A 19,126-nucleotide genomic window follows, 5' to 3' on the forward strand; every position below is an offset into this window, starting at 1 on the left:
GGCCCTGTTGCCTCAGGACCCAACAGTGTGCCAAACACTAAACCACCCAACCCCGCTCCCGCACCGTTCCAGGACACCCAAAGGCATCCGTACTAGACAAGGAGAAGAACAAGCAGCCGCTATTTGTTGATATTCCACCCTTGAGCACCCGCCGCAGAACTTGCGTCTGCGCAACGGGCATATACTCCTGACAAACCCCCACCACCACATACGCGGCAGCAAATGATCTGTAGGTGCTCCTTAGAAAGGAGGTGATCCAGCCGCACCTTCCGGTACGGCTACCTTGTTACGACTTAGTCCCAATCGCCAGTCCCACCTTCGACAGCTCCCTCCCACAAGGGGTTAGGCCACCGGCTTCGGGTGTTACCAACTTTCGTGACTTGACGGGCGGTGTGTACAAGGCCCGGGAACGTATTCACCGCAGCGTTGCTGATCTGCGATTACTAGCGACTCCGACTTCATGGGGTCGAGTTGCAGACCCCAATCCGAACTGAGACCGGCTTTTTGGGATTAGCTCCACCTCACAGTATCGCAACCCTTTGTACCGGCCATTGTAGCATGCGTGAAGCCCAAGACATAAGGGGCATGATGATTTGACGTCGTCCCCACCTTCCTCCGAGTTGACCCCGGCAGTCTCCTATGAGTCCCCACCATCACGTGCTGGCAACATAGAACGAGGGTTGCGCTCGTTGCGGGACTTAACCCAACATCTCACGACACGAGCTGACGACAACCATGCACCACCTGTAAACCGACCGCAAGCGGGGCACCTGTTTCCAGGCGTTTCCGGTTCATGTCAAGCCTTGGTAAGGTTCTTCGCGTTGCATCGAATTAATCCGCATGCTCCGCCGCTTGTGCGGGCCCCCGTCAATTCCTTTGAGTTTTAGCCTTGCGGCCGTACTCCCCAGGCGGGGCACTTAATGCGTTAGCTACGGCGCGGAAAACGTGGAATGTCCCCCACACCTAGTGCCCAACGTTTACGGCATGGACTACCAGGGTATCTAATCCTGTTCGCTCCCCATGCTTTCGCTCCTCAGCGTCAGTTAATGCCCAGAGACCTGCCTTCGCCATCGGTGTTCCTCCTGATATCTGCGCATTTCACCGCTACACCAGGAATTCCAGTCTCCCCTACATCACTCTAGTCTGCCCGTACCCACCGCAGATCCGGAGTTGAGCCCCGGACTTTCACGGCAGACGCGACAAACCGCCTACGAGCTCTTTACGCCCAATAATTCCGGATAACGCTTGCGCCCTACGTATTACCGCGGCTGCTGGCACGTAGTTAGCCGGCGCTTCTTCTGCAGGTACCGTCACTTTCGCTTCTTCCCTACTGAAAGAGGTTTACAACCCGAAGGCCGTCATCCCTCACGCGGCGTCGCTGCATCAGGCTTTCGCCCATTGTGCAATATTCCCCACTGCTGCCTCCCGTAGGAGTCTGGGCCGTGTCTCAGTCCCAGTGTGGCCGGTCACCCTCTCAGGCCGGCTACCCGTCGTCGCCTTGGTAAGCCATTACCTCACCAACAAGCTGATAGGCCGCGAGTCCATCCAAAACCACAAAAAGCTTTCCACCAACCACCATGCGATGATCAGTCATATCCGGTATTAGACCCAGTTTCCCAGGCTTATCCCAGAGTTAAGGGCAGGTTACTCACGTGTTACTCACCCGTTCGCCACTAATCCCCGGTGCAAGCACCGGATCATCGTTCGACTTGCATGTGTTAAGCACGCCGCCAGCGTTCATCCTGAGCCAGGATCAAACTCTCCGTTGAAGTAAAACAAAAACGAACACAACCAAGAAACCACGGGAAAACGCGGAAACCAGGCTGCAAAATTTGAAACCAGCTGTAAAAACCAGACCCACCCACAGGGGCGGACAAGCCCGGTCAATTCAACCAATCACTAAAACAATTGGTATCAACAAACTTGGCACACTATTGAGTTCTCAAACAACAGACACATTCGAATATTCCCGAAACAATTCAACTAAATGAATTTCTTTTTCGTATTTCTTCGCTGCGATGTTTCAATCTTATTTCATTCATTTTCACTTTGCAAATCCGGTTGTTTTCCCGGAATTCACTCGGTGGAATGAATCCGCCCAGCAAAAAGCGAAGCAATTTCTCCAATCCGCGCTTTGCGCGGCCAAGAATTGCTTCTTATTTGTTGGGGTTAGCCGCCACTCGGCGGTGGCGACTCAGAAAACAATACACGCCCCTCCGCGGGCGTGCAAATCGCCTGCGGAGGAGCGTGCAAAGTGTGCGGCTATGGGCTAGGGAACCAGTACTTCCACGGTGGCCAGGTTCTTTTTGCCCCTGCGCAGGAGCAGGTACTGCCCGTGCAGGAGTTCAGACTCTGAGATGACTGCTTCGGGGTCGAGCACCTTCTCGTTGTTTACGTAGGCTCCGCCCTCACCAACGGTGCGGCGGGCAGCGGACTTGCTGTCCGAAAGCCCGGAGGCAACCAGCAGGTCAACGATTCCCAGCGCGTCCACCTGCACAGTGGTGGAAGGGAGTTCTGAAGTCGCCGCCTGGAGCGTCTGCTTGTCCAGTGCGGACAGGTCACCGTTCCCAAACAGCGCAGCCGAAGCGGCGATGACCTTTTCCGTAGCCTCAACCCCATGGACCAGGGCCGTGACTTCGAAGGCAAGCTTCCGCTGGCCTTCACGTGCGAAGGGGCGTTCGGCCACGGCTGCCGCAATCTCTTCGATCTCGGCCCGGGTCAGGAAGGTGAACACCTTGAGCCGGTCCACAACGTCCGCATCTGCGGTGTTGAGCCAGAACTGGTAAAAGGCGTACGGGCTGCACATGCCGGCGTCGAGCCAGATGGCGTTACCCTCACTCTTGCCGAACTTGGTGCCGTCAGAGTTAGTGATCAAGGGCGTTCCCAGGGCGTGGACGCTCTTGCCCTCCACCTTGCGGATCAGCTCGGTGCCGCTGGTGAGGTTGCCCCACTGGTCCGAACCGCCGGTCTGCAGCATGCAGCCGTAATCCCGGAAAAGCTGCAAGTAGTCCATACCCTGCAGGATCTGGTAGCTGAACTCGGTGTAGCTGATGCCCTCGTCTGAGTTCAGCCGCGAGGCCACGGCGTCCTTGCGCAGCATGGTGCCCACCCGGAAGTGCTTGCCCACCTCACGCAGGAAGTCAATGGCGCTCAGCGGTGCGGTCCAGTCCAGGTTATTGACCATGCGGGCCGCGTTGTCCCCATCAAAACTGAGGAACCGGCTCACCTGCGCCTGAAGGTAGCCCACCCATTCCGCCACCGTGTCCTTGGTGTTCAGCGTGCGCTCGGCCGTGGGGCGGGGGTCGCCGATCAGGCCCGTGGAACCGCCCACGAGCCCGAGGGGTTTGTGGCCGGCCAGCTGCAGCCGCCGCATCACCAGCAGCTGCACCAGGTTGCCCAGGTGGAGGCTCGGCGCAGTGGGATCGAAGCCGCAATAGTACGTGACCGGTCCACCGGCGAGGAGCTTTTCCAGCTCAGCCTCGTCAGTGGAGACGTGGACCAGGCCACGCCACTTCAGTTCCTGCCAAACATTGGCAAAAGTGGGATCGTTCTGTTGCGATTCGAGGCTGCTGATTTCTGGCACGCCTTCTAAGTTAGCAGTATTACCGGGCGCCGGCGCCTGAACAGAGGCACCGGCGCCCGCCCCGCCGTGCGGGACAAAAAGCGACGAGACAAAAGCGACGGGACAACAAACAGAGGGTCAGCGCTTGATGCCGGCCGGGACAGGCTCGGCAGCAATCAGCCGCAGCCGCTGCGTGGCGCGGGTCATGGCCACGTACAGGTCCCCCACCTTGCCATGCTCGTGGTTCAGCATCGTGGCAGGCTCAAGCACCACAACGCCGTCGAACTCCAGGCCCTTGGCTTCGCGGGGACTGATCACCACAATGTCCTGCTCGTAGCTGCCGGCACCGGTGCCGACGCGGCGCCCATGTACGGCACGCAGGGCCGCAGTGGCCTCCGGCAGAAGGTGACCGTCGGCGATGACGGCAAGCAGGCCGCCGTCGAGCGCTTCCAGTTCCTCCGGCAGGACCTCCACCAGGCGGCTGACCACCTGGCCGGGCTCCACCTCATCGATGACGGGCGACCAGCGCCCTTCCCGCACGGCCTTGGGCGCGGACACCACAAGCCCCGCGGCGTTGGCCATGCGGACCGCCGCCTCGGCAATCTGGGAGGGGGTGCGGTAGTTGACCGTCAGCTCTTCCAGCTGCCAGCGGTCCCCGAACATCGGGGCAAGCGCGCCCTGCCATGAGTTGGCACCGGCCACGGAACTGGTCTGCGCAATATCCCCCACGATGGTGAAGGACTTCAAGGGACAGCGGCGGACCAGCAGGCGCCACTGCATGGGCGACAACTCCTGCGCCTCGTCCACCACAATGTGCCCAAATGCCCAGGTGCGGTCGCTGGTGGCACGCTCGGCAGCCGTCAGGCGCGCTTCCTGTTCCTGGTTCTGCTCGGCCAGCTCCTCCGCGGACATCAGCGGGTCCACTCCTGCGGCCTCCATGTTGACCAGCGTCTGCTTGGCGTTGGCGAGGTCGCGGGCGCGGTCGTGCTCCTGCTGTGCCAGGCCGCGGCCAGCCGCCGGGTCCAGCTCGCCCAGGAGCTCGGCGGCTTCGTCCAGGAGCGGAACATCAGACTCAGTCCACGGCGCATCGGCCGGACGCAGCAGCAGGGCCCGCCCAGCGGGGCTCATGTCCGGAGTGCAGAACTCAAGGAGCGCGGGCTTGCTGAAGAGCTCTGAAATCAGCTTTTCGGGCGTCATGGGCATCCAGCAGAGGTTGAGGGCAATGCGTACGTCACGTGCGGTGCGGACGTCCTCGGCCAGGTAGGAGCGGTCGGCGTTGTTGCCGATGTTGCCCGCTTCCACCAGGTCGGTCATCTGTTCTGTCAGTTCGCGCAGCAGGATCTTGACGAACGTCACGCGGGCCTCGTTGTGCGGCTTGCCCGTGGAACGGGCACGTTCGCGGGCACGCCGGACCTGGCGCGGGGTCAGCACCAGCTTGCGGCCGTCCACCTCCAGGATCCGGTTCTCCGCGGGAATGCGCTGGCGGTTGGCCACAGCGTTGGCCACCACCGTGGCCATGTCCAGGCGGCCCTTGATGGCAGCGACGTCGGCGTCGGGTTCCGGGACGGCGCTGATGCCGGGCATCAGCCGCCCCAGGCTGGCCATCACCACGCCGGTCTCGCCGAGGGAGGGCAGCACCCTTTCGATGTACTTCATAAACGACGACGACGGGCCCACCAGCAGCACGCCGGCGGACTTCAGGCGGTCACGGTGGGTGTACAGCAGATAGGCGGCACGGTGCAGCGCGACCGCGGTCTTGCCCGTGCCGGGCCCGCCCTGGACCACTACGGCGCCCGAAATGGAGGACCGGATGATGCGGTCCTGTTCGGACTGGATCGTGCTCACGATGTCCGACATGCGGCCGGTGCGTTTGGAATTCAGGGCCGCGAGCAGGGCACCTTCACCCTGCAGGGACTCGTCGTCGGACAGCATGTCGGCGTCAAGGACGTCATCTTCGATGGCTTTGACTTCGCGGCCCTGCAGGATCAGGTGCCGGCGGCGGCGGACGCCTTGCCGGTCAAAGGCCGTGGCCTGGTAGAAGTGCCCGGCTTCGGGCGCGCGCCAGTCCACCATGAGCCGCTGCAGGTCCTCGGTGGTGAGGCCAATGCGGCCGATGTACTGCGCCTCCCCGGAGTCCAGGTCCAGGCGGCCGAACACCAGCCGGTCATCCACCGCATCCAGCTGCGCCAGGCGGTCCTCATACAAGGCCGCGAAGGCGTCACGCTCGGAAACGTTCTGCATGGTGCCCACAGCCCCTGCCCGCCGGACCTGCGCAAGCTGCTTGCGCTTTTCCTCGCGGAGCTCCTCCAGCCGGGCATACAGCCCGGCAACATAGTCCCGTTCGTGGGCCAAATCGGCGTCGAGCATTTAACGTTCCCCTATCGCAAAAGACAGACCGTCCATTCTACAACCATTTCCGTTAACGCAGGTGTTGCCTGGCCTGCCTGGGTTTCGCTGCCTTGTATTTGGAAACGGTGGGATCGCCGCCGATCCAGAACCGCCAGGAGTAGTCGTCCGATCCGCCGGCGCCGGAGACGCCCACCCGTGGGCCGGAGCTCACGTGGCCGGCGGGATGCTCGGGGAGCGCCAGCCCGAACGGGGGCGCCAATGCATCCCGGCCGCTGTACGCCGTGGTCAGGCCCAGTGCCTTGGCCAGCCGCGCCGGCCCGCTGGCGAGGTCGGCAGGATTTTTCGAGGTGGCACGGCGGTGCCGGGCGAGTTCCACACCCTCCACAATCTCCCCGGCGCGCAGCAGCAGGGCGGAGGCCACCCCTTCCGGCCCGCACACAACGTTCGTGCAGTGGTGCATCCCATACGTGAAGTACACGTACAGGTGCCCGGCCGGGCCGAACATCGGGGCATTCCGGGGAGTGGGACCGCGGTAGGTGTGCGAACCGGGATCCGGATGCAGGGAATCCTCCGGGCCGAGATAGGCCTCCACTTCGGTGAGGCGGACGGACACCCGGCCCTCCCTCGACTCGTGGGTCAGGACGGCACCCAGCAGCATCGGGGCCAGTTCGCGGGCGTCGCCGGACAGGAACTCCCGCAGCCCTTCCGGATCCGGCGAGGGGCTTTTGCTCATGGCCAGACTCTATCCAAAACCAGCAGCGATACGCGGAGCAACGCAAAGAAACAGCGCCACGGCCATGTCCGATTTCCGCTAGCTGCGGCCCCGCCAGGCTGGCAGGATGGAGGAATGGATTTCTGGCAGCGCTACCGGGCAATTGATGCCCGGGACACCCGGTTCGATGGGCAGTTCTTTACTGCCGTGCGGACCACGGGCATCTATTGCCGCCCGTCGTGTCCGGCCAGGACGCCCAAAGCCGCGAACGTCACCTTCTACGAAACCTCGGCCGCAGCCCACGATGCCGGCTACCGGGCCTGCAAGCGCTGCCTCCCCGAGGCTGTTCCCAGCACCCCGGCGTGGAACGTCCGCCAGGACATTGCAGGGCGGGCCATGCGGCTGATCAACGACGGCGTGGTCAACCGCGACGGCGTGGACGGCCTGGCCGCCCGGCTTGGCTATTCCTCCCGGCAACTGAACCGCATCCTGAGCCAGGAACTGGGCGCCGGTCCCCTCTCACTCGCACGGGCCGGGCGGGCGCAGACGGCCCGCACCCTGCTGGTCTCCACCTCGATGAAGCTCGCCGATGTCGCGTTCGCGGCCGGCTTCAGCAGCGTCCGGCAGTTCAACGAAACCATGCTGGAGGTCTTCGACATGACCCCCACCGCCCTCCGCGCCGCCCGGCACTCCAAAGCAACCGGCGGCTCCACCGCCCTGACCCTCAGCCTTCCCTACCGCGAGCCATTCGACCCCGGCATCTTCACGTTCCTGGCTGTTCGGGCCATCCCCGGAATCGAGGCAGGATCAGCGTCCTCCTATGCGCGCACTCTCCGGCTGCCGCAGGGCGACGCACGCTTTCGAATCGAGTACGACGCCGATGCCCCGGGGCGGCCGCTGACCCTCACCATCGGCGCGGTGGACCTTCGCGACCTGCCGGCCCTGCTCAGCCGCGTCCGGCGGCTGTTCGACCTGGACGCTGATCCGGTGGCGATCGACAGTGCGCTGGCAGCGGACCGCCGGCTCTCCGCCTCAGTGGCTGCCGCGCCGGGTGTCAGGATGCCTGGCGCCCTGGACCCCGCCGAAATGCTTGTCCGGGCGATGATCGGACAGCAGATCACCGTCGCGGCGGCGCGGACGGCACTTACCCAGCTGGCCGCCGTCGGACGTTCCAGCCAAAGCCCCGGCGATGGCCTGGACCGGATGTTTCCCACGTCTGCTGAAATAGCAGCGGACGGCCACGCCCTCCTGCGGGGCCCCAGGAAACGAGCGGATTCCCTCCGGACGGCCGCCGCCGCCCTCGCGGAGGGCACCCTGGATTTCGGTTACGGCGACGACGTAGCCAGCCTGGGTGCGAAGCTGCTGCCCCTGCCCGGAGTGGGACCATGGACGGTGGGGTACCTCGCGATGCGGGTCCTCGGCGCCCCGGATATCTTCCTGGCCAACGATGCGGCGGTGCGGAACGGGGTCAGGGCCCTGGACCAAGGAGTTGCCGCGGCAGCCGATGGGACTGGCACCGCCAGCCCAGACTTCCGCGAGGTCAGTCCCTGGCGCTCGTACGCCACCATGCACTTGTGGCGGGCAGCAGCCCAGACCGCAGCCGCCTCCCGCCGGGGCGGCACCACACAGTCTGCCGGTGCAGGCACCGGAACAGCAGAGAAAGCGAAACCATGAAGGCCCAGTTGCTTCAGTTGTCCACGCCGGACGGCCCGTTCACCATCCTGGCCCGGGACGGGGCGGTCCTCTCAAGCGGGTGGACCGACAAGCCCGGCGATTTGACCGGGCAGATCCATCCGTCGCTGCGGCCGGCCACCATTGAACTGGTCACCGAATTGGACGGCATCTCCGCCGCAGTGGAGGCGTTCTACGCAGGCGATCCGGCGCCGGCGATGCGCGTGCCTGTGCTGCAGAAGTCAGGGCCGTTCCGCGCCCACGCCTGGGACGTGCTGCGCCTTGTCCAGCCGGGATCTCCGGTGACGTACACCGAGTATGCGGAGCTGGCGGGCAACCCCAAAGCCGTCCGGGCGGCCGCCAGCGCTTGCGCGTTCAACGCCGCAGCACTGTTTGTCCCTTGCCACCGCGTCATCCGGACAGACGGTTCGCTGGGCGGCTTCCGGTGGGGACTGCCCATCAAGGAGAGCCTCCTGGCCCGCGAGGCCGCCTGACAGGTCCTATCGCCGGCGTTAGAGCTCCCTTTGCGCCATCAGTTTTGGTCCCCAAAGCAGGGTTTTAGGGACCAAAACTGATAGCGCAACCAGAATCGGAGCCGCTACTTGGAGGTTGGGGTTCCGGCTGGCCACGGCAGGAGTTCGGGCAGGTCGACGCCGTCGGCCGCCGCGGAGGCGCGCAGGCTCCCCAGGGTGGGTTCGCGGCCGGCCAGCCAGGCCGCGATGTCCGTGATCATGCCGCTGACCACAGTGGACCGGTTCCCGCTGCCGATGGCCACCGGAGGCAGTCCGAGCGGCTGCAGCACCAGCTTCTCCTCTGCCGGGACGCGGGCCGCGAGGAAATCGAACAGGTGCTCACAGAAAGGCTTGCTCCAGGTTTCCGGTCCCCTGCCCGTCTGCAGGTCCGCGTTGTGGATGACGAGTTCGCGCCACAGCGCGAGGCCGCCGTCCAGGACCACTCCCCCGCGGTAGGAGATGGGCGCCCACCAGCCCGTCTGGTGAGCGGACGAGTCCTTGACGCCGGGCAGTACATCAAATGCCCGCAGCACCCGATCCAACGCGGCAGTCAGGTCCGCACGGTGGGTAGCGGCATCGTGGCCTGCGGCCATGTCGATCGCCTTGTTCCGGCCCGCCATGCCGCCGTCGTACAGCTCAATGGTTTCGCCGCGCGCGGCGTACTCAAGCTGCCGGGCCATCGCGTTGGAGATCCCGGCCAGGTGGGCCAGGACGTGGCCCCTCGTCCAGCCGGGAAGCGCGGAAGGCGCCCCGACGTCCGCGTCACTGAGTTTGGCAACATCGACGGCGACATTATCGGCAGCCTGATGGAGTGCGGCGAGCAGGAGTTCGGGTTCGGGAGCTGTCATGGCGCTCATCCTAGCCGGGAAGGGCGCCGTCCGGGCCAAGACGGTGCCGGACGTGCTGGCCGTCGTTGCTGGCCTGCCAAAACTCGATTTCGGCGGGCCGGAGGGCGTAGAGCTGCCAGTTGGGGTTTTCACTGCCGTCAGCCCGCGGCCGCTCCGCCCAGTCCCGGGCCGAAGCCTCGGCGGACAGTTCCGCCACGGGCCCTGCCACCCGGACCTGCCTGCCCTGCGAGGCCCAGTAGAAGTTCATGGCGGCGCTGGGTTCCGCCGCGAGCTCCCGGCCCTTCCGGGACGTGCGGGACGTGGCGAAATGCCAGCCGTCGTCGTCAATGTTCTTCAGGATCAGCATCCTCGACGACGGCTGCTGCCCGCCGCCGGAACCAGTGCCAATCGTGGCGAGGCTGAAGGCGTGCGGCTGCTGCTCCCCCGCGGCCAGGGCCTCGTCCAGCCATTGTTTGAACAGTTCGGTGGGGTCCTGCGGCGCCTTGTCCGGATCGAAGCCGGGAAGCTCCGCCGGGAAGTCGGGAAGGGTGCGAAGGAACTTGCGGAACGTTTCGCTCATGGAGCCAGCCTAACGAAAGCAGGTTTCGACAGGTTCAACCAACGGCGGTGGTTGAGCCTGTCGAAACCCAAGGCTCCTACCCTGCGTACTCCCGCACGCCGTCGAGCTCGGCTTCCAGCGCGGCCAGCTGGCGTTCGACGGCGGCCGGTGCCGTTCCGCCCTGGGAGTTGCGGCTGTTCAGCGAACCCTCCGTGGACAGGACAGTGCGGACCTCCGGCGTGAGATGCTCCGAGATGGCGGCATACTCCTCGTCGGTCAAGTCCCACAGCTCTACGCCGCGGGATTCCGCCTGCTTGACGGCCGCGCCGGAGAGTTCGTGCGCCTCGCGGAACGGGACGCCCTGGCGGACCAGCCACTCGGCGATGTCGGTGGCAAGGGCAAAACCCTGCGGTGCCAGCGATTCCATCCGTTCAGTGTTGAACGTCAGGGTGGCGATCATGCCGGACACGGCCGGGAGCAGGAGCTCGAGGGTGTCGGCGGCGTCGAACACCGGCTCCTTGTCCTCCTGCAGGTCGCGGTTGTACGCCAGCGGCAGGCCCTTGAGCGTGGCCAGCAGCCCGGTCAGGTTGCCGATCAGGCGCCCCGCCTTGCCGCGGGCCAGCTCCGCCACGTCCGGGTTCTTCTTCTGCGGCATGATGGACGATCCCGTGGAGTAGGAATCGTGCAGCGTCACAAACGAGAACTCCTTGGTGGCCCAGAGGATGACTTCCTCCGAGATCCGGGACAAGTCCACACCGATCATGGAGCACACCCAGGCGAACTCGGCGAAGACGTCGCGGGAAGCGGTGCCGTCGATAGAGTTGTGGGCCGCGGAGAAGAAGCCCAGGTCCGCCGCAACCGCCTCGGGATCAAGCCCCAGGGAGGAGCCTGCCAGGGCGCCTGACCCATAGGGCGAGACGCCGGCGCGCTTGTCCCAGTCCTGGAGGCGCTGCACGTCGCGCAGCAGCGCCCAGGCGTGGGCCAGCAAATGGTGGCTGAGCAGGACCGGCTGGGCGTGCTGCAGGTGGGTGCGGCCCGGCATGGCCACGCCGTGGTGGGCCTTGGCCTGCTCCACCAGCGCGTCCACCGTGGCCAGGACACCGCGGGCGATAATCCGGGCATGGTCGCGCAGGAACATCCGGCCCAGCGTGGCCACCTGGTCGTTCCGCGACCGGCCGGCACGGAGCTTGCCGCCCAGCTGGGTCCCGGCACGCTCGATCAGGCCGCGCTCCAGCGAGCCGTGCACGTCCTCGTCGGACTCCGCCGGCACATAGGCGCCCGAAGCCACGTCCTCGTCCAGCCGGGTGAGGGCTGCGAGCATGCCCTCCAGCTCGGCGTCGTCCAGCAGGCCGGCCTTGTGCAGCACCCGGGCGTGGGCCTTGGATCCGGCGATGTCGTACCGCGCGAGCCGCCAGTCAAAGTGCGTGGATTTGCTCAGCGCCGCCAGGGCGTCGGCGGGGCCGCCGGCGAACCGGCCGCCCCACAGCGCGCCGGTGTTCGTGGAGCCGGTGGTTGAGCTTGTCGAAACCCGGGTTTCGACAAGCTCAACCACCGGGTTATCCCCGGGCGTCGAATTCTGCTCAACCACAGGGGCTACTTTCCCGCGACCCGGATGTCGCGGCCGGAGGCAACCTTGGCGGACATGCCCCACAGCTCGATGAAGCCACGGGCCATGGACTGGTCGAAGGTGTCGCCGGTGTCGTAGGTGGCCAGGGAGAAGTCGTACAGCGAGGTGTCGGAGCGGCGGCCGTTGACGATGGCCTGGCCGCCGTGGAGCACCATGCGGATGTCGCCGGAGACGTACTTCTGGGTGTCGTCGATGAAAGCGTCCAGGGAATGCTTGAGCGGCGAGAACCACTGGCCGTCGTAGACCAGCTCGGCCCAGCGCTGGCCAACGGTGGCCTTGAAGCGGGCCTGCTCACGCTCGATGGTGATGTCCTCGAGGTGCTTGTGGGCGGTGATCAGCGCCATGGCGCCGGGGGCCTCGTAAATTTCGCGGGACTTGATGCCCACCAGGCGGTCCTCGACGACGTCGATCCGGCCCACACCCTGGGCGCCGGCGCGGCGGTTGAGTTCCTTGATGGCCTGCAGCGGGGTGACCTTCACGCCGTCGATCGCTACCGGAATGCCGGCCTCGAAGGAGATGGTGACCTCATCCGGTGCCGGCGGGAACTCCGGGGTGGCGGTGTAGTCGTAGATGTCCTTGGTGGGGGCGTTCCAGATGTCCTCGAGGTAGCCGGTCTCCACGGCGCGGCCCCAGACGTTCTGGTCAATGGAGTACGGGTTCTTCTTGGTGGTCTCAATGGGCAGGCCCTTTTCCTCGGCGAAGGCGATGGCCTTGTCGCGGGTGAGGGCGAGGTCGCGGACCGGTGCGATGCACTTCAGGTCCGGGCCGAGGGTCTGGATGCCCACTTCGAAGCGGACCTGGTCATTGCCCTTGCCCGTGCAGCCGTGCGCAACGGTGGTGGCACCGAATTCGCGGGCGGCCTTGACCAGGTGCTTGACGATGACCGGGCGGGAGATGGCGGACACCAGCGGGTAGTGCCCCTGGTAGAGGGCGTTGGCCTTCAGGGTGGGCATGGCGTATTCGTTGGCGAATTCGTCGGAGGCGTCGGCCACGTAGGCTTCGACGGCGCCGCAGCCCAGGGCACGCTGGCGGATGGTCTCGAGGGACTCGCCGCCCTGTCCAACGTCAACCGCCACGGCGATGACCTCGGCTCCGGTGGCTTCACCGATCCAGCCGATGGCTACTGAGGTGTCCAGGCCGCCGGAGTAGGCCAGCACGATGCGTTCAGTCACTTCAAATGCTCCTTGTGGTTGGGGATTGCAGATATTGTCTTCAAGCTTATTGCCCGGCCTCTTCGGCCAGTTGCAGGAACCTGGCGGCGAGGTCCTGGCCGCCGTTGGGGTCCCGGGAGACCAGCAGCACGGTGTCGTCCCCGGCGATCGTCCCCAAAATGGACGGCATCACCGAGTGGTCGATGGCCAGGGCCAGGAAATTGGCGGCTCCGGGCGGCGTGCGGAGCACGGCGATATTGGCCGAGGCCTCCGCGGTGACCAGGAGTTCGCTGCAGAGCCGTGCCAGCCGGGCGTCCAGGATTTCCTGGCTCACTCCGCTCTTGGCGGCCCGCTCGCCGCCCTCGCCGGGGACGGCGTACACCAGCACGCCTTCCTTGCCGCGGACCCGGACCGCGCCCAGTTCCACGAGGTCGCGGGACAGGGTGGCCTGGGTGACCTGCACGCCGTCGTCCGCGAGCAGGGCCGCCAGCTCCGCCTGGGACCGCACGGATTCACCCGTAAGGATGGCCGTGATGCGTGCCTGGCGGGCTGTTTTGGTGGCCGGGCTGGAGCCCGGCACCGCCGGTTGGGCGGACACTAGAACGTGCTCTCCCCGGTGCCTTCGACGGGAGCGAGGCCCTCCACGAAGGCCAGGCCGGACCGGTGCATCAGCCAGGCCATCAGGGCCTTCTGGGCGTGGAGCCGGTTTTCGGCTTCGTCCCAGACGATGGACTGCGGGCCGTCGATCACGCCCGCCGAAATTTCATAACCGCGGTAGGCAGGGAGGCAGTGAAGCACGACGGCGTCTTCCGCGGCGTATGCCATGGCCTCCTCATCCACGGAGTACTCGCGGAAGAGCTGCAGCCGCGCCTCCTTTTCGGCTTCCTGGCCCATGGATACCCACGTGTCTGTTGCGACGACGTCGGCCCCTTTGAGGGCCGCCGCGGCATCGGTGGTGATCAGTACTGAACCGCCGGTCTGGGCGGCGCGCTCCTCGGCTTCGGCCACCACCTCATCTGCCGGGAGGTACCCTTCGGGCCCGGCGATGCGGACGTGCATGCCGGCCGTGACGCCGGCCAGGAGGTAGGAGTTGGCCATGTTGTTCGCGGCGTCCCCGAGGTAGCTCATGGTGAGGCCCTTGAGTTCGCCTTTGTGTTCCTTCACGGCCAGCAGGTCCGCGAGCAGCTGGCAGGGGTGGTAATCATCGCACAGGGCGTTGATCACCGGCACCGTGGAGTTTTCCGCCATCGCCACCAGGCCGGCGTGCGGGCCGGTCCGCCACACGATGGTGGACACCATCCGTTCCAGGACCTTGGCGGTGTCCTCCACGGACTCCTTGTGGCCGATCTGGGCTTCGCCGGGATTGATGATCAGGGCGTTGCCGCCCATGTCCGCGATGCCGGTGGCAAACGAGACCCGGGTCCGGGTGGAGGTCTTGTCGAAGATCACGGCAACGGTCTTGCGGCCGCTTCCCGCGGCAGCGAACGGCTGGACGCTGTACGGATCGGCCTTCATGCGGACGGCAAGGTCCAGGACCTCCGCCTGCTCGGCAGGGCTGAGGTCTGTGTCCTTGAGGAAGTGCCGGGTGGTGCCGGTGGCTGTTGTCACTGGGCGTCCTTAGCTGCTTGGAGGATGGCCGGGAAGGCGGCGAGGAAGGTGTCTGCCTGCGCTGTGGTGAGGACCAGCGGCGGCGCCAGGCGAATGGTGCGCGGACCGGGGCTGTTGACGATGAAGCCGGCGTCAAGGCCCGCCTGCACCACGGCCGGGGCCACGTCCGCGTCCAGGTCGAAGCCAATGAGCAGGCCTTCGCCCCGGACATCGGTGACGCCCGGGATGGCTACCAGCGCGGAACGCAGGTGCTCCCCCACCGCCGCCACGTTGGCCAGGACATCCTGGCTTTCGATGGCATGCAGGGTGGCCAAAGCAGCCGCCGTGGCCACGGGGTTGCCGCCGAAGGTGGTGCCGTGCTGGCCCGCGCTTAATAACGACGACGTCCCGTCACCAAACGTGACGAGCGCACCGATCGGGAAGCCGCCGCCCAGGCCCTTTGCCAGGGTGACAGCGTCCGGCATGATCCCGGCGTCCTCACTGGCCAGCCATTTGCCCGTACGGCCGATGCCGGTCTGCACCTCGTCAAGGATGAGCAACGCCCCCACACGGGCCGTCAGCTCCCGCGCAGCCTGCAGGTATCCGGGCGGCAGGGGACGGACCCCGGCCTCGCCCTGGATGGGCTCCAGGAACACTGCGGCCACGGTTTCGTCAACGGCCGCTTTGAGCGCTTCGACGTCCCCGAACGGGATGTGCACCACACCGCCGGGCAGCGGCTCGAACGGCGCGCGGTAGGCCTCTTTTGCCGTCAGCGCCAGGGCGCCCATGGTCCGGCCGTGGAAGGCACCTTCGAGTGCAATGATTTTGGTCCGCTTCGTCCCGCTGCCCCCGGAATTGCGGCGGGCCAGCTTGAAGGCAGCCTCGTTGGCCTCGGTTCCTGAGTTGGTGAAAAACACCTTGGAACCGGCTGGCGCGTTGCTGAGGGCCAGGAGCTTTTCGGCCAGCGCAATCTGGGTGGGGCTGGTGAAAAAGTTCGACACGTGGCCCAGCGTGGCCAGCTGGCTGGAGATGACCGACGTGACGAACGGGTTGGCGTGGCCCAGTGCATTGACCGCAATCCCGCCGAGCAGGTCCAGGTATTCCTTGCCGTCAGCGTCCCACACAAGGCAGCCGGCACCGCGGACCAGCACGCGCTGCGGCGTCCCGAACACGCCCATCAGCGAGGTGGAGTAGCGGGCCAGCCACTCGGATCCGGCGTGGCCCGTGGTTTCCACGAGCTCAGTCACCGGGGTTTCGACAGGCTCAACCACCGGGGTTTGCTGGATGTTCTTCATCCGTTGATCTCCTCATCGGGAACCACCTGGGTGCCGATTCCCGCCGTCGTGAATGTTTCCAGAAGCATGGAGTGGGGCAGGCGCCCGTCCACGATGTGCGCACGTTCCACTCCCTCATCTATGGCCTTGAGGCAGGCGGCCATCTTGGGGATCATGCCCGATTCGAGTTTGGGCAGCATGTCCCGCAGCTCGGAGGCCGTCAGCGAGGAAATCAGCGAAGACTTGTCCGGCCAGTTGGCATAGAGGCCTTCAACGTCCGTCAGGATGACCAGTTTGGAGGCGCCCAGCGCCGAGGCGACGGCCGCAGCAGCGGTGTCGGCGTTAACATTGAGGACCTGGCCCGTGGGCTGGAAGCGCGCAGTGCCGGCCACGCCGTCGCCGCCGTCAACGATCTCCGGGGCAACGGTGGAGATCACCGGGATCCGGCCGGCCTCAAGAATGTCCACAATGCCTGCCGGGTCGACGCCGACCACCTCGCCTACCAGCCCGAGGTCCACTTCTTCGCCGTTCACCACAGTCCCGGTCCGGACAGCGCGCAGCAGTCCGCCGTCTTCCCCGGACATGCCCACAGCATAGGGCCCGTGGGAGTTGATCAGGCCCACCAGTTCGCGTCCCACCTGGCCGGTGAGGACCATGCGGACCACGTCCATGGCCTCGGGGGTGGTGACGCGCAGCCCGCCCTTGAACTCGGATTCAATGCCCAGCCGGCCCAGCATGGAGTTGATCTGCGGACCGCCGCCATGAACCACCACCGGGTGGATGCCCACGTGGTGGAGGAAAACGATGTCCTCGGCGAAGGCGCGGCGCAGCTCGTCGTTGACCATGGCGTTGCCGCCGTACTTGACCACCATGATGGAACCGGCGAACCGCTGGATCCAAGGCAGGGCCTCAATCAGGGTGGCGGCCTTGTCCTGCGCATCGGACATGGTGGTGGTTTCACGCGTCTGGGTGTTCATGCTGTCACTTTCCGCAACGGTTTTTCCGGGGGCGCGGCTCCTAGCTGGAGTAGGCGCTGTTCTCGTGCACGTAGTCGTGGGTGAGGTCGTTCGTCCAGATGGTGGCCTCGGCGCCGCCTGCCTGCAGGTCGATTTCCACGAGCACTTCGCGGGGCTCCAGGTCCACAAGGGCCCGGTCATCGCCGATGCTGCCGTTGCGGCAAATCTGGATTCCGTTCATGGAGACGTTGAGCTGGTCCGGCTCGAAAGCGGCGTCAGTAGTACCCACAGCGGACAGCACCCGCCCCCAGTTCGGATCCTTGCCGAAGATGGCGGCCTTGAAAAGGTTCGACCGGGCCACGGACCGGCTGACGGTTTCGGCGTCGGCCTCGCTTGCCGCGTTGAAGGTACGGATGGCGATGTCGTGGCTGGCACCCTCGGCGTCACCAATGAGCTTGCGGGCAAGCTCGGCGCACACCTGGGTGAGGCCGGCGCCGAAAACCTCGGCGGACGGCACGGCGCCGGAGGCGCCGGAGGCCAGGAGCACCACGGTGTCGTTGGTGGACATGCAGCCGTCGGAGTCCGCGCGGTCGAAGGTGACTCGCGTGGCATCGCGCAGGACGACGTCGAGCATTTCCTGCTCCACTACCGCATCCGTGGTGAGGACCACCAGCATGGTGGCCAGGCCGGGCGCCAGCATGCCGGCACCCTTGGCAATGCCGCCGATGCTGAATTCCTGGCCGTCCGCGTCGGTGCCGATGAACAGCGCCGCTTTGGGGACCGAGTCGGTAGTCATGATGGCGGTGGCAGCGTCCGGTCCCCCGTCGGTGCTGAGGGCCTTGGCGGCTGCCTCAACGCCGGGAAGGATCTTGTCCATGGGCAACTGCTCACCGATCAGGCCGGTGGAGCAGACGAATACGTCGGTGGCTGAGATACCCAGTACTTCGGCGACTTTTTCGGCCGTGCTGTGGGTGTTCTGGAAGCCGGTGGGCCCTGTGCAGGCGTTGGCGCCGCCGGAGTTCAGGATCACGGCGTCCACCCGGCCATCGGAGACCACCTGGCGGGACCAGTGGACCGGGGCCGCAGCCACACGGTTGCTGGTGAACACCGCGGCAGCAGCTTTGGCGGGACCGTCGTTGACCACCAGGGCAAGGTCCGGGTTGCCGGAGGCCTTCAGCCCGGCGGTGACGCCGGCGGCCCGGAAGCCAAGGGGTGCGGTAACGGTCACGGGGCTACTCCCTGCAGGTCAAGGCCGGCGGTTTCCGCCAGGCCGAGTGCGATGTTCATGGACTGCACGGCGCCGCCGGCGGTCCCTTTGGTGAGGTTGTCGATGACACAGGTGACAATAACGCGGCCGGTGTGCGCGTCAAAGGCAATCTGCATGGCTGCGTGGTTGGACCCCTGGACGGCCTTGGTGGCGGGCCACTGGCCTTCGGGCAGTACGTGCACAAACGGTTCGTCGTCGTACGCGTCGGTCCAGGCCTGGCGCAGCTGTTCGGCCGTAGTGCCGGGCTTAACCCTGGCAGTGGCGGTGGTGAGGATCCCGCGGCTCATGGGCGCGAGTGTGGGGGTGAAGGAAACAGTCACTTGCTCCCCCGCCGCATTGGACAGGCCCTGTTCGATTTCGGGGGTGTGCCGGTGTCCCCCGCCCACACCGTAGGGGCTCATGGAGCCCATGACCTCGGAGCCGATCAGGTTCACTTTTGCTGCCTTGCCCGCGCCGGAGGTGCCTGAGGCGGAAACGATGACGACGTCGTCGGGCTCGAGGAGGTGCGCGGCGAACCCTGGCGTGAGGGCCAGCAGGGCCGACGTCGGGTAGCAGCCCGGCACGGCGATGCGGCTGGCGCCTTTGAGGGCTTCACGCTGTCCCGGCAGTTCCGGCAGGCCGTAGGGCCAGGTTCCGGCATGGGCTGAACCGTAGAACTTTTCCCAGGCTGCCGGGTCCTCCAGGCGGTGGTCGGCGCCGGCGTCGATCACCACCGTCCCTTTCGGAAGCTGGGCAGCAATCCCGGCGGAGGCGCCGTGCGGCAGTGCGAGGAAGACCACGTCGTGGCCGGAGAGGTTCTCCACGGTGGTGTCCTCCAGGATGCGGCTGGACAATCCGTGCAGGTGGGGCTGCAACTCGCCGAGGCGCGAACCGGCATTGCTGTGCGCTGTGATGGCCCCGATGGTCACATCCGGGTGGCCCGCGAGGAGGCGGAGTACCTCTCCGCCGGCGTAGCCGCTGGCGCCTGAGACTGCAACAGAAATAGTCATGGTTCCCACCTTACAGCAAAAGTATTCACTAGGCTCGATATTTATGCATGCGACCGCGCTCCTCCCTCAGACTTAACCGCCGA

15 protein-coding genes and 1 rRNA gene are annotated in these 19,126 nt (G+C 65.8%); 2 read left to right on the top strand and 14 right to left on the bottom strand.

Going from position 1 to position 19,126, the window contains the following annotated elements; all coding sequences use genetic code 11:
- Window positions 1-244: 244 nt before the first annotated feature.
- The 4 genes from QF038_RS12910 to QF038_RS12925 form a co-directional block, all read right to left on the bottom strand.
- Window positions 245-1,769, bottom strand: a 16S ribosomal RNA gene (locus tag QF038_RS12910).
- A gap of 500 nt (window positions 1,770-2,269) precedes the next feature.
- Window positions 2,270-3,583, bottom strand: a complete 1,314-nt coding sequence (gene tyrS / locus QF038_RS12915; RefSeq protein ID WP_307610500.1) for a tyrosine--tRNA ligase — start codon at window positions 3,581-3,583, stop codon at window positions 2,270-2,272.
- A 117-nt stretch (window positions 3,584-3,700) separates the two neighbouring features.
- Window positions 3,701-5,929 carry an AAA family ATPase gene (locus QF038_RS12920; protein WP_307610501.1) on the bottom strand — a complete coding sequence of 743 codons (2,229 nt, stop codon included), beginning with the start codon at window positions 5,927-5,929 and terminating at the stop codon, window positions 3,701-3,703.
- 52 nt (window positions 5,930-5,981) lie between these two features.
- Entirely contained in the window at window positions 5,982-6,644 is a 663-nt protein-coding gene (locus tag QF038_RS12925; protein ID WP_307610502.1) for a DNA-3-methyladenine glycosylase, read from the bottom strand.
- A gap of 114 nt (window positions 6,645-6,758) precedes the next feature.
- On the opposite strand from QF038_RS12925, the gene QF038_RS12930 reads away from it, so the two are divergent.
- Together QF038_RS12930 and QF038_RS12935 are read left to right on the top strand one after the other, a co-directional pair.
- A complete protein-coding gene (locus QF038_RS12930) occupies window positions 6,759-8,297 on the top strand; it encodes a DNA-3-methyladenine glycosylase 2 family protein (RefSeq protein ID WP_307610503.1) in 1,539 nt (512 codons plus the stop codon).
- Window positions 8,294-8,788 (top strand): methylated-DNA--[protein]-cysteine S-methyltransferase, encoded by a 495-nt coding sequence (locus QF038_RS12935; protein ID WP_307610504.1) that lies wholly within the window; start codon window positions 8,294-8,296, stop codon window positions 8,786-8,788. Before QF038_RS12930 ends, QF038_RS12935 begins: the two co-directional genes overlap by 4 nt.
- 104 nt (window positions 8,789-8,892) lie before the next feature.
- Here QF038_RS12935 and QF038_RS12940 read toward each other — a convergent pair whose 3' ends face one another.
- The 10 genes from QF038_RS12940 to argC form a co-directional block, all read right to left on the bottom strand.
- Entirely contained in the window at window positions 8,893-9,654 is a 762-nt protein-coding gene (locus tag QF038_RS12940) for a maleylpyruvate isomerase family mycothiol-dependent enzyme (protein WP_307610505.1), read from the bottom strand.
- A 10-nt stretch (window positions 9,655-9,664) separates the two neighbouring features.
- Window positions 9,665-10,213, bottom strand: a complete 549-nt coding sequence (locus QF038_RS12945; RefSeq protein WP_307610506.1) for a pyridoxal 5'-phosphate synthase — start codon at window positions 10,211-10,213, stop codon at window positions 9,665-9,667.
- A 76-nt stretch (window positions 10,214-10,289) separates the two neighbouring features.
- Window positions 10,290-11,744 carry an argininosuccinate lyase gene (argH, locus tag QF038_RS12950; RefSeq protein ID WP_307613472.1) on the bottom strand — a complete coding sequence of 485 codons (1,455 nt, stop codon included), beginning with the start codon at window positions 11,742-11,744 and terminating at the stop codon, window positions 10,290-10,292.
- Between the two features lie 41 nt (window positions 11,745-11,785).
- On the bottom strand, window positions 11,786-12,991 hold the full coding sequence (locus tag QF038_RS12955; protein ID WP_307610507.1) for an argininosuccinate synthase: 1,206 nt from the start codon (window positions 12,989-12,991) through the stop codon (window positions 11,786-11,788).
- Window positions 12,992-13,037: 46 nt separating this feature from the next.
- A complete protein-coding gene (locus tag QF038_RS12960) occupies window positions 13,038-13,568 on the bottom strand; it encodes an arginine repressor (RefSeq protein WP_091418014.1) in 531 nt (176 codons plus the stop codon).
- A complete protein-coding gene (gene argF / locus QF038_RS12965; protein ID WP_307610508.1) occupies window positions 13,568-14,578 on the bottom strand; it encodes an ornithine carbamoyltransferase in 1,011 nt (336 codons plus the stop codon). The genes QF038_RS12960 and argF overlap by 1 nt, the downstream gene beginning before the upstream one ends.
- A complete protein-coding gene (locus QF038_RS12970; protein WP_307610509.1) occupies window positions 14,575-15,852 on the bottom strand; it encodes an acetylornithine transaminase in 1,278 nt (425 codons plus the stop codon). The genes argF and QF038_RS12970 overlap by 4 nt, the downstream gene beginning before the upstream one ends.
- Complete coding sequence (gene argB / locus QF038_RS12975) at window positions 15,849-16,808, bottom strand: acetylglutamate kinase (RefSeq protein WP_307610510.1); 960 nt, start codon at window positions 16,806-16,808, stop codon at window positions 15,849-15,851. Before argB ends, QF038_RS12970 begins: the two co-directional genes overlap by 4 nt.
- A gap of 40 nt (window positions 16,809-16,848) precedes the next feature.
- Window positions 16,849-18,015 carry a bifunctional glutamate N-acetyltransferase/amino-acid acetyltransferase ArgJ gene (argJ, locus tag QF038_RS12980; protein WP_307610511.1) on the bottom strand — a complete coding sequence of 389 codons (1,167 nt, stop codon included), beginning with the start codon at window positions 18,013-18,015 and terminating at the stop codon, window positions 16,849-16,851.
- Window positions 18,012-19,043 (bottom strand): N-acetyl-gamma-glutamyl-phosphate reductase, encoded by a 1,032-nt coding sequence (gene argC / locus QF038_RS12985; protein WP_307610512.1) that lies wholly within the window; start codon window positions 19,041-19,043, stop codon window positions 18,012-18,014. Before argC ends, argJ begins: the two co-directional genes overlap by 4 nt.
- Window positions 19,044-19,126: the final 83 nt, after the last annotated feature.

It is taken from the genome of Pseudarthrobacter sp. W1I19, assembly GCF_030817835.1.
GTDB lineage: Bacteria > Actinomycetota > Actinomycetes > Actinomycetales > Micrococcaceae > Arthrobacter.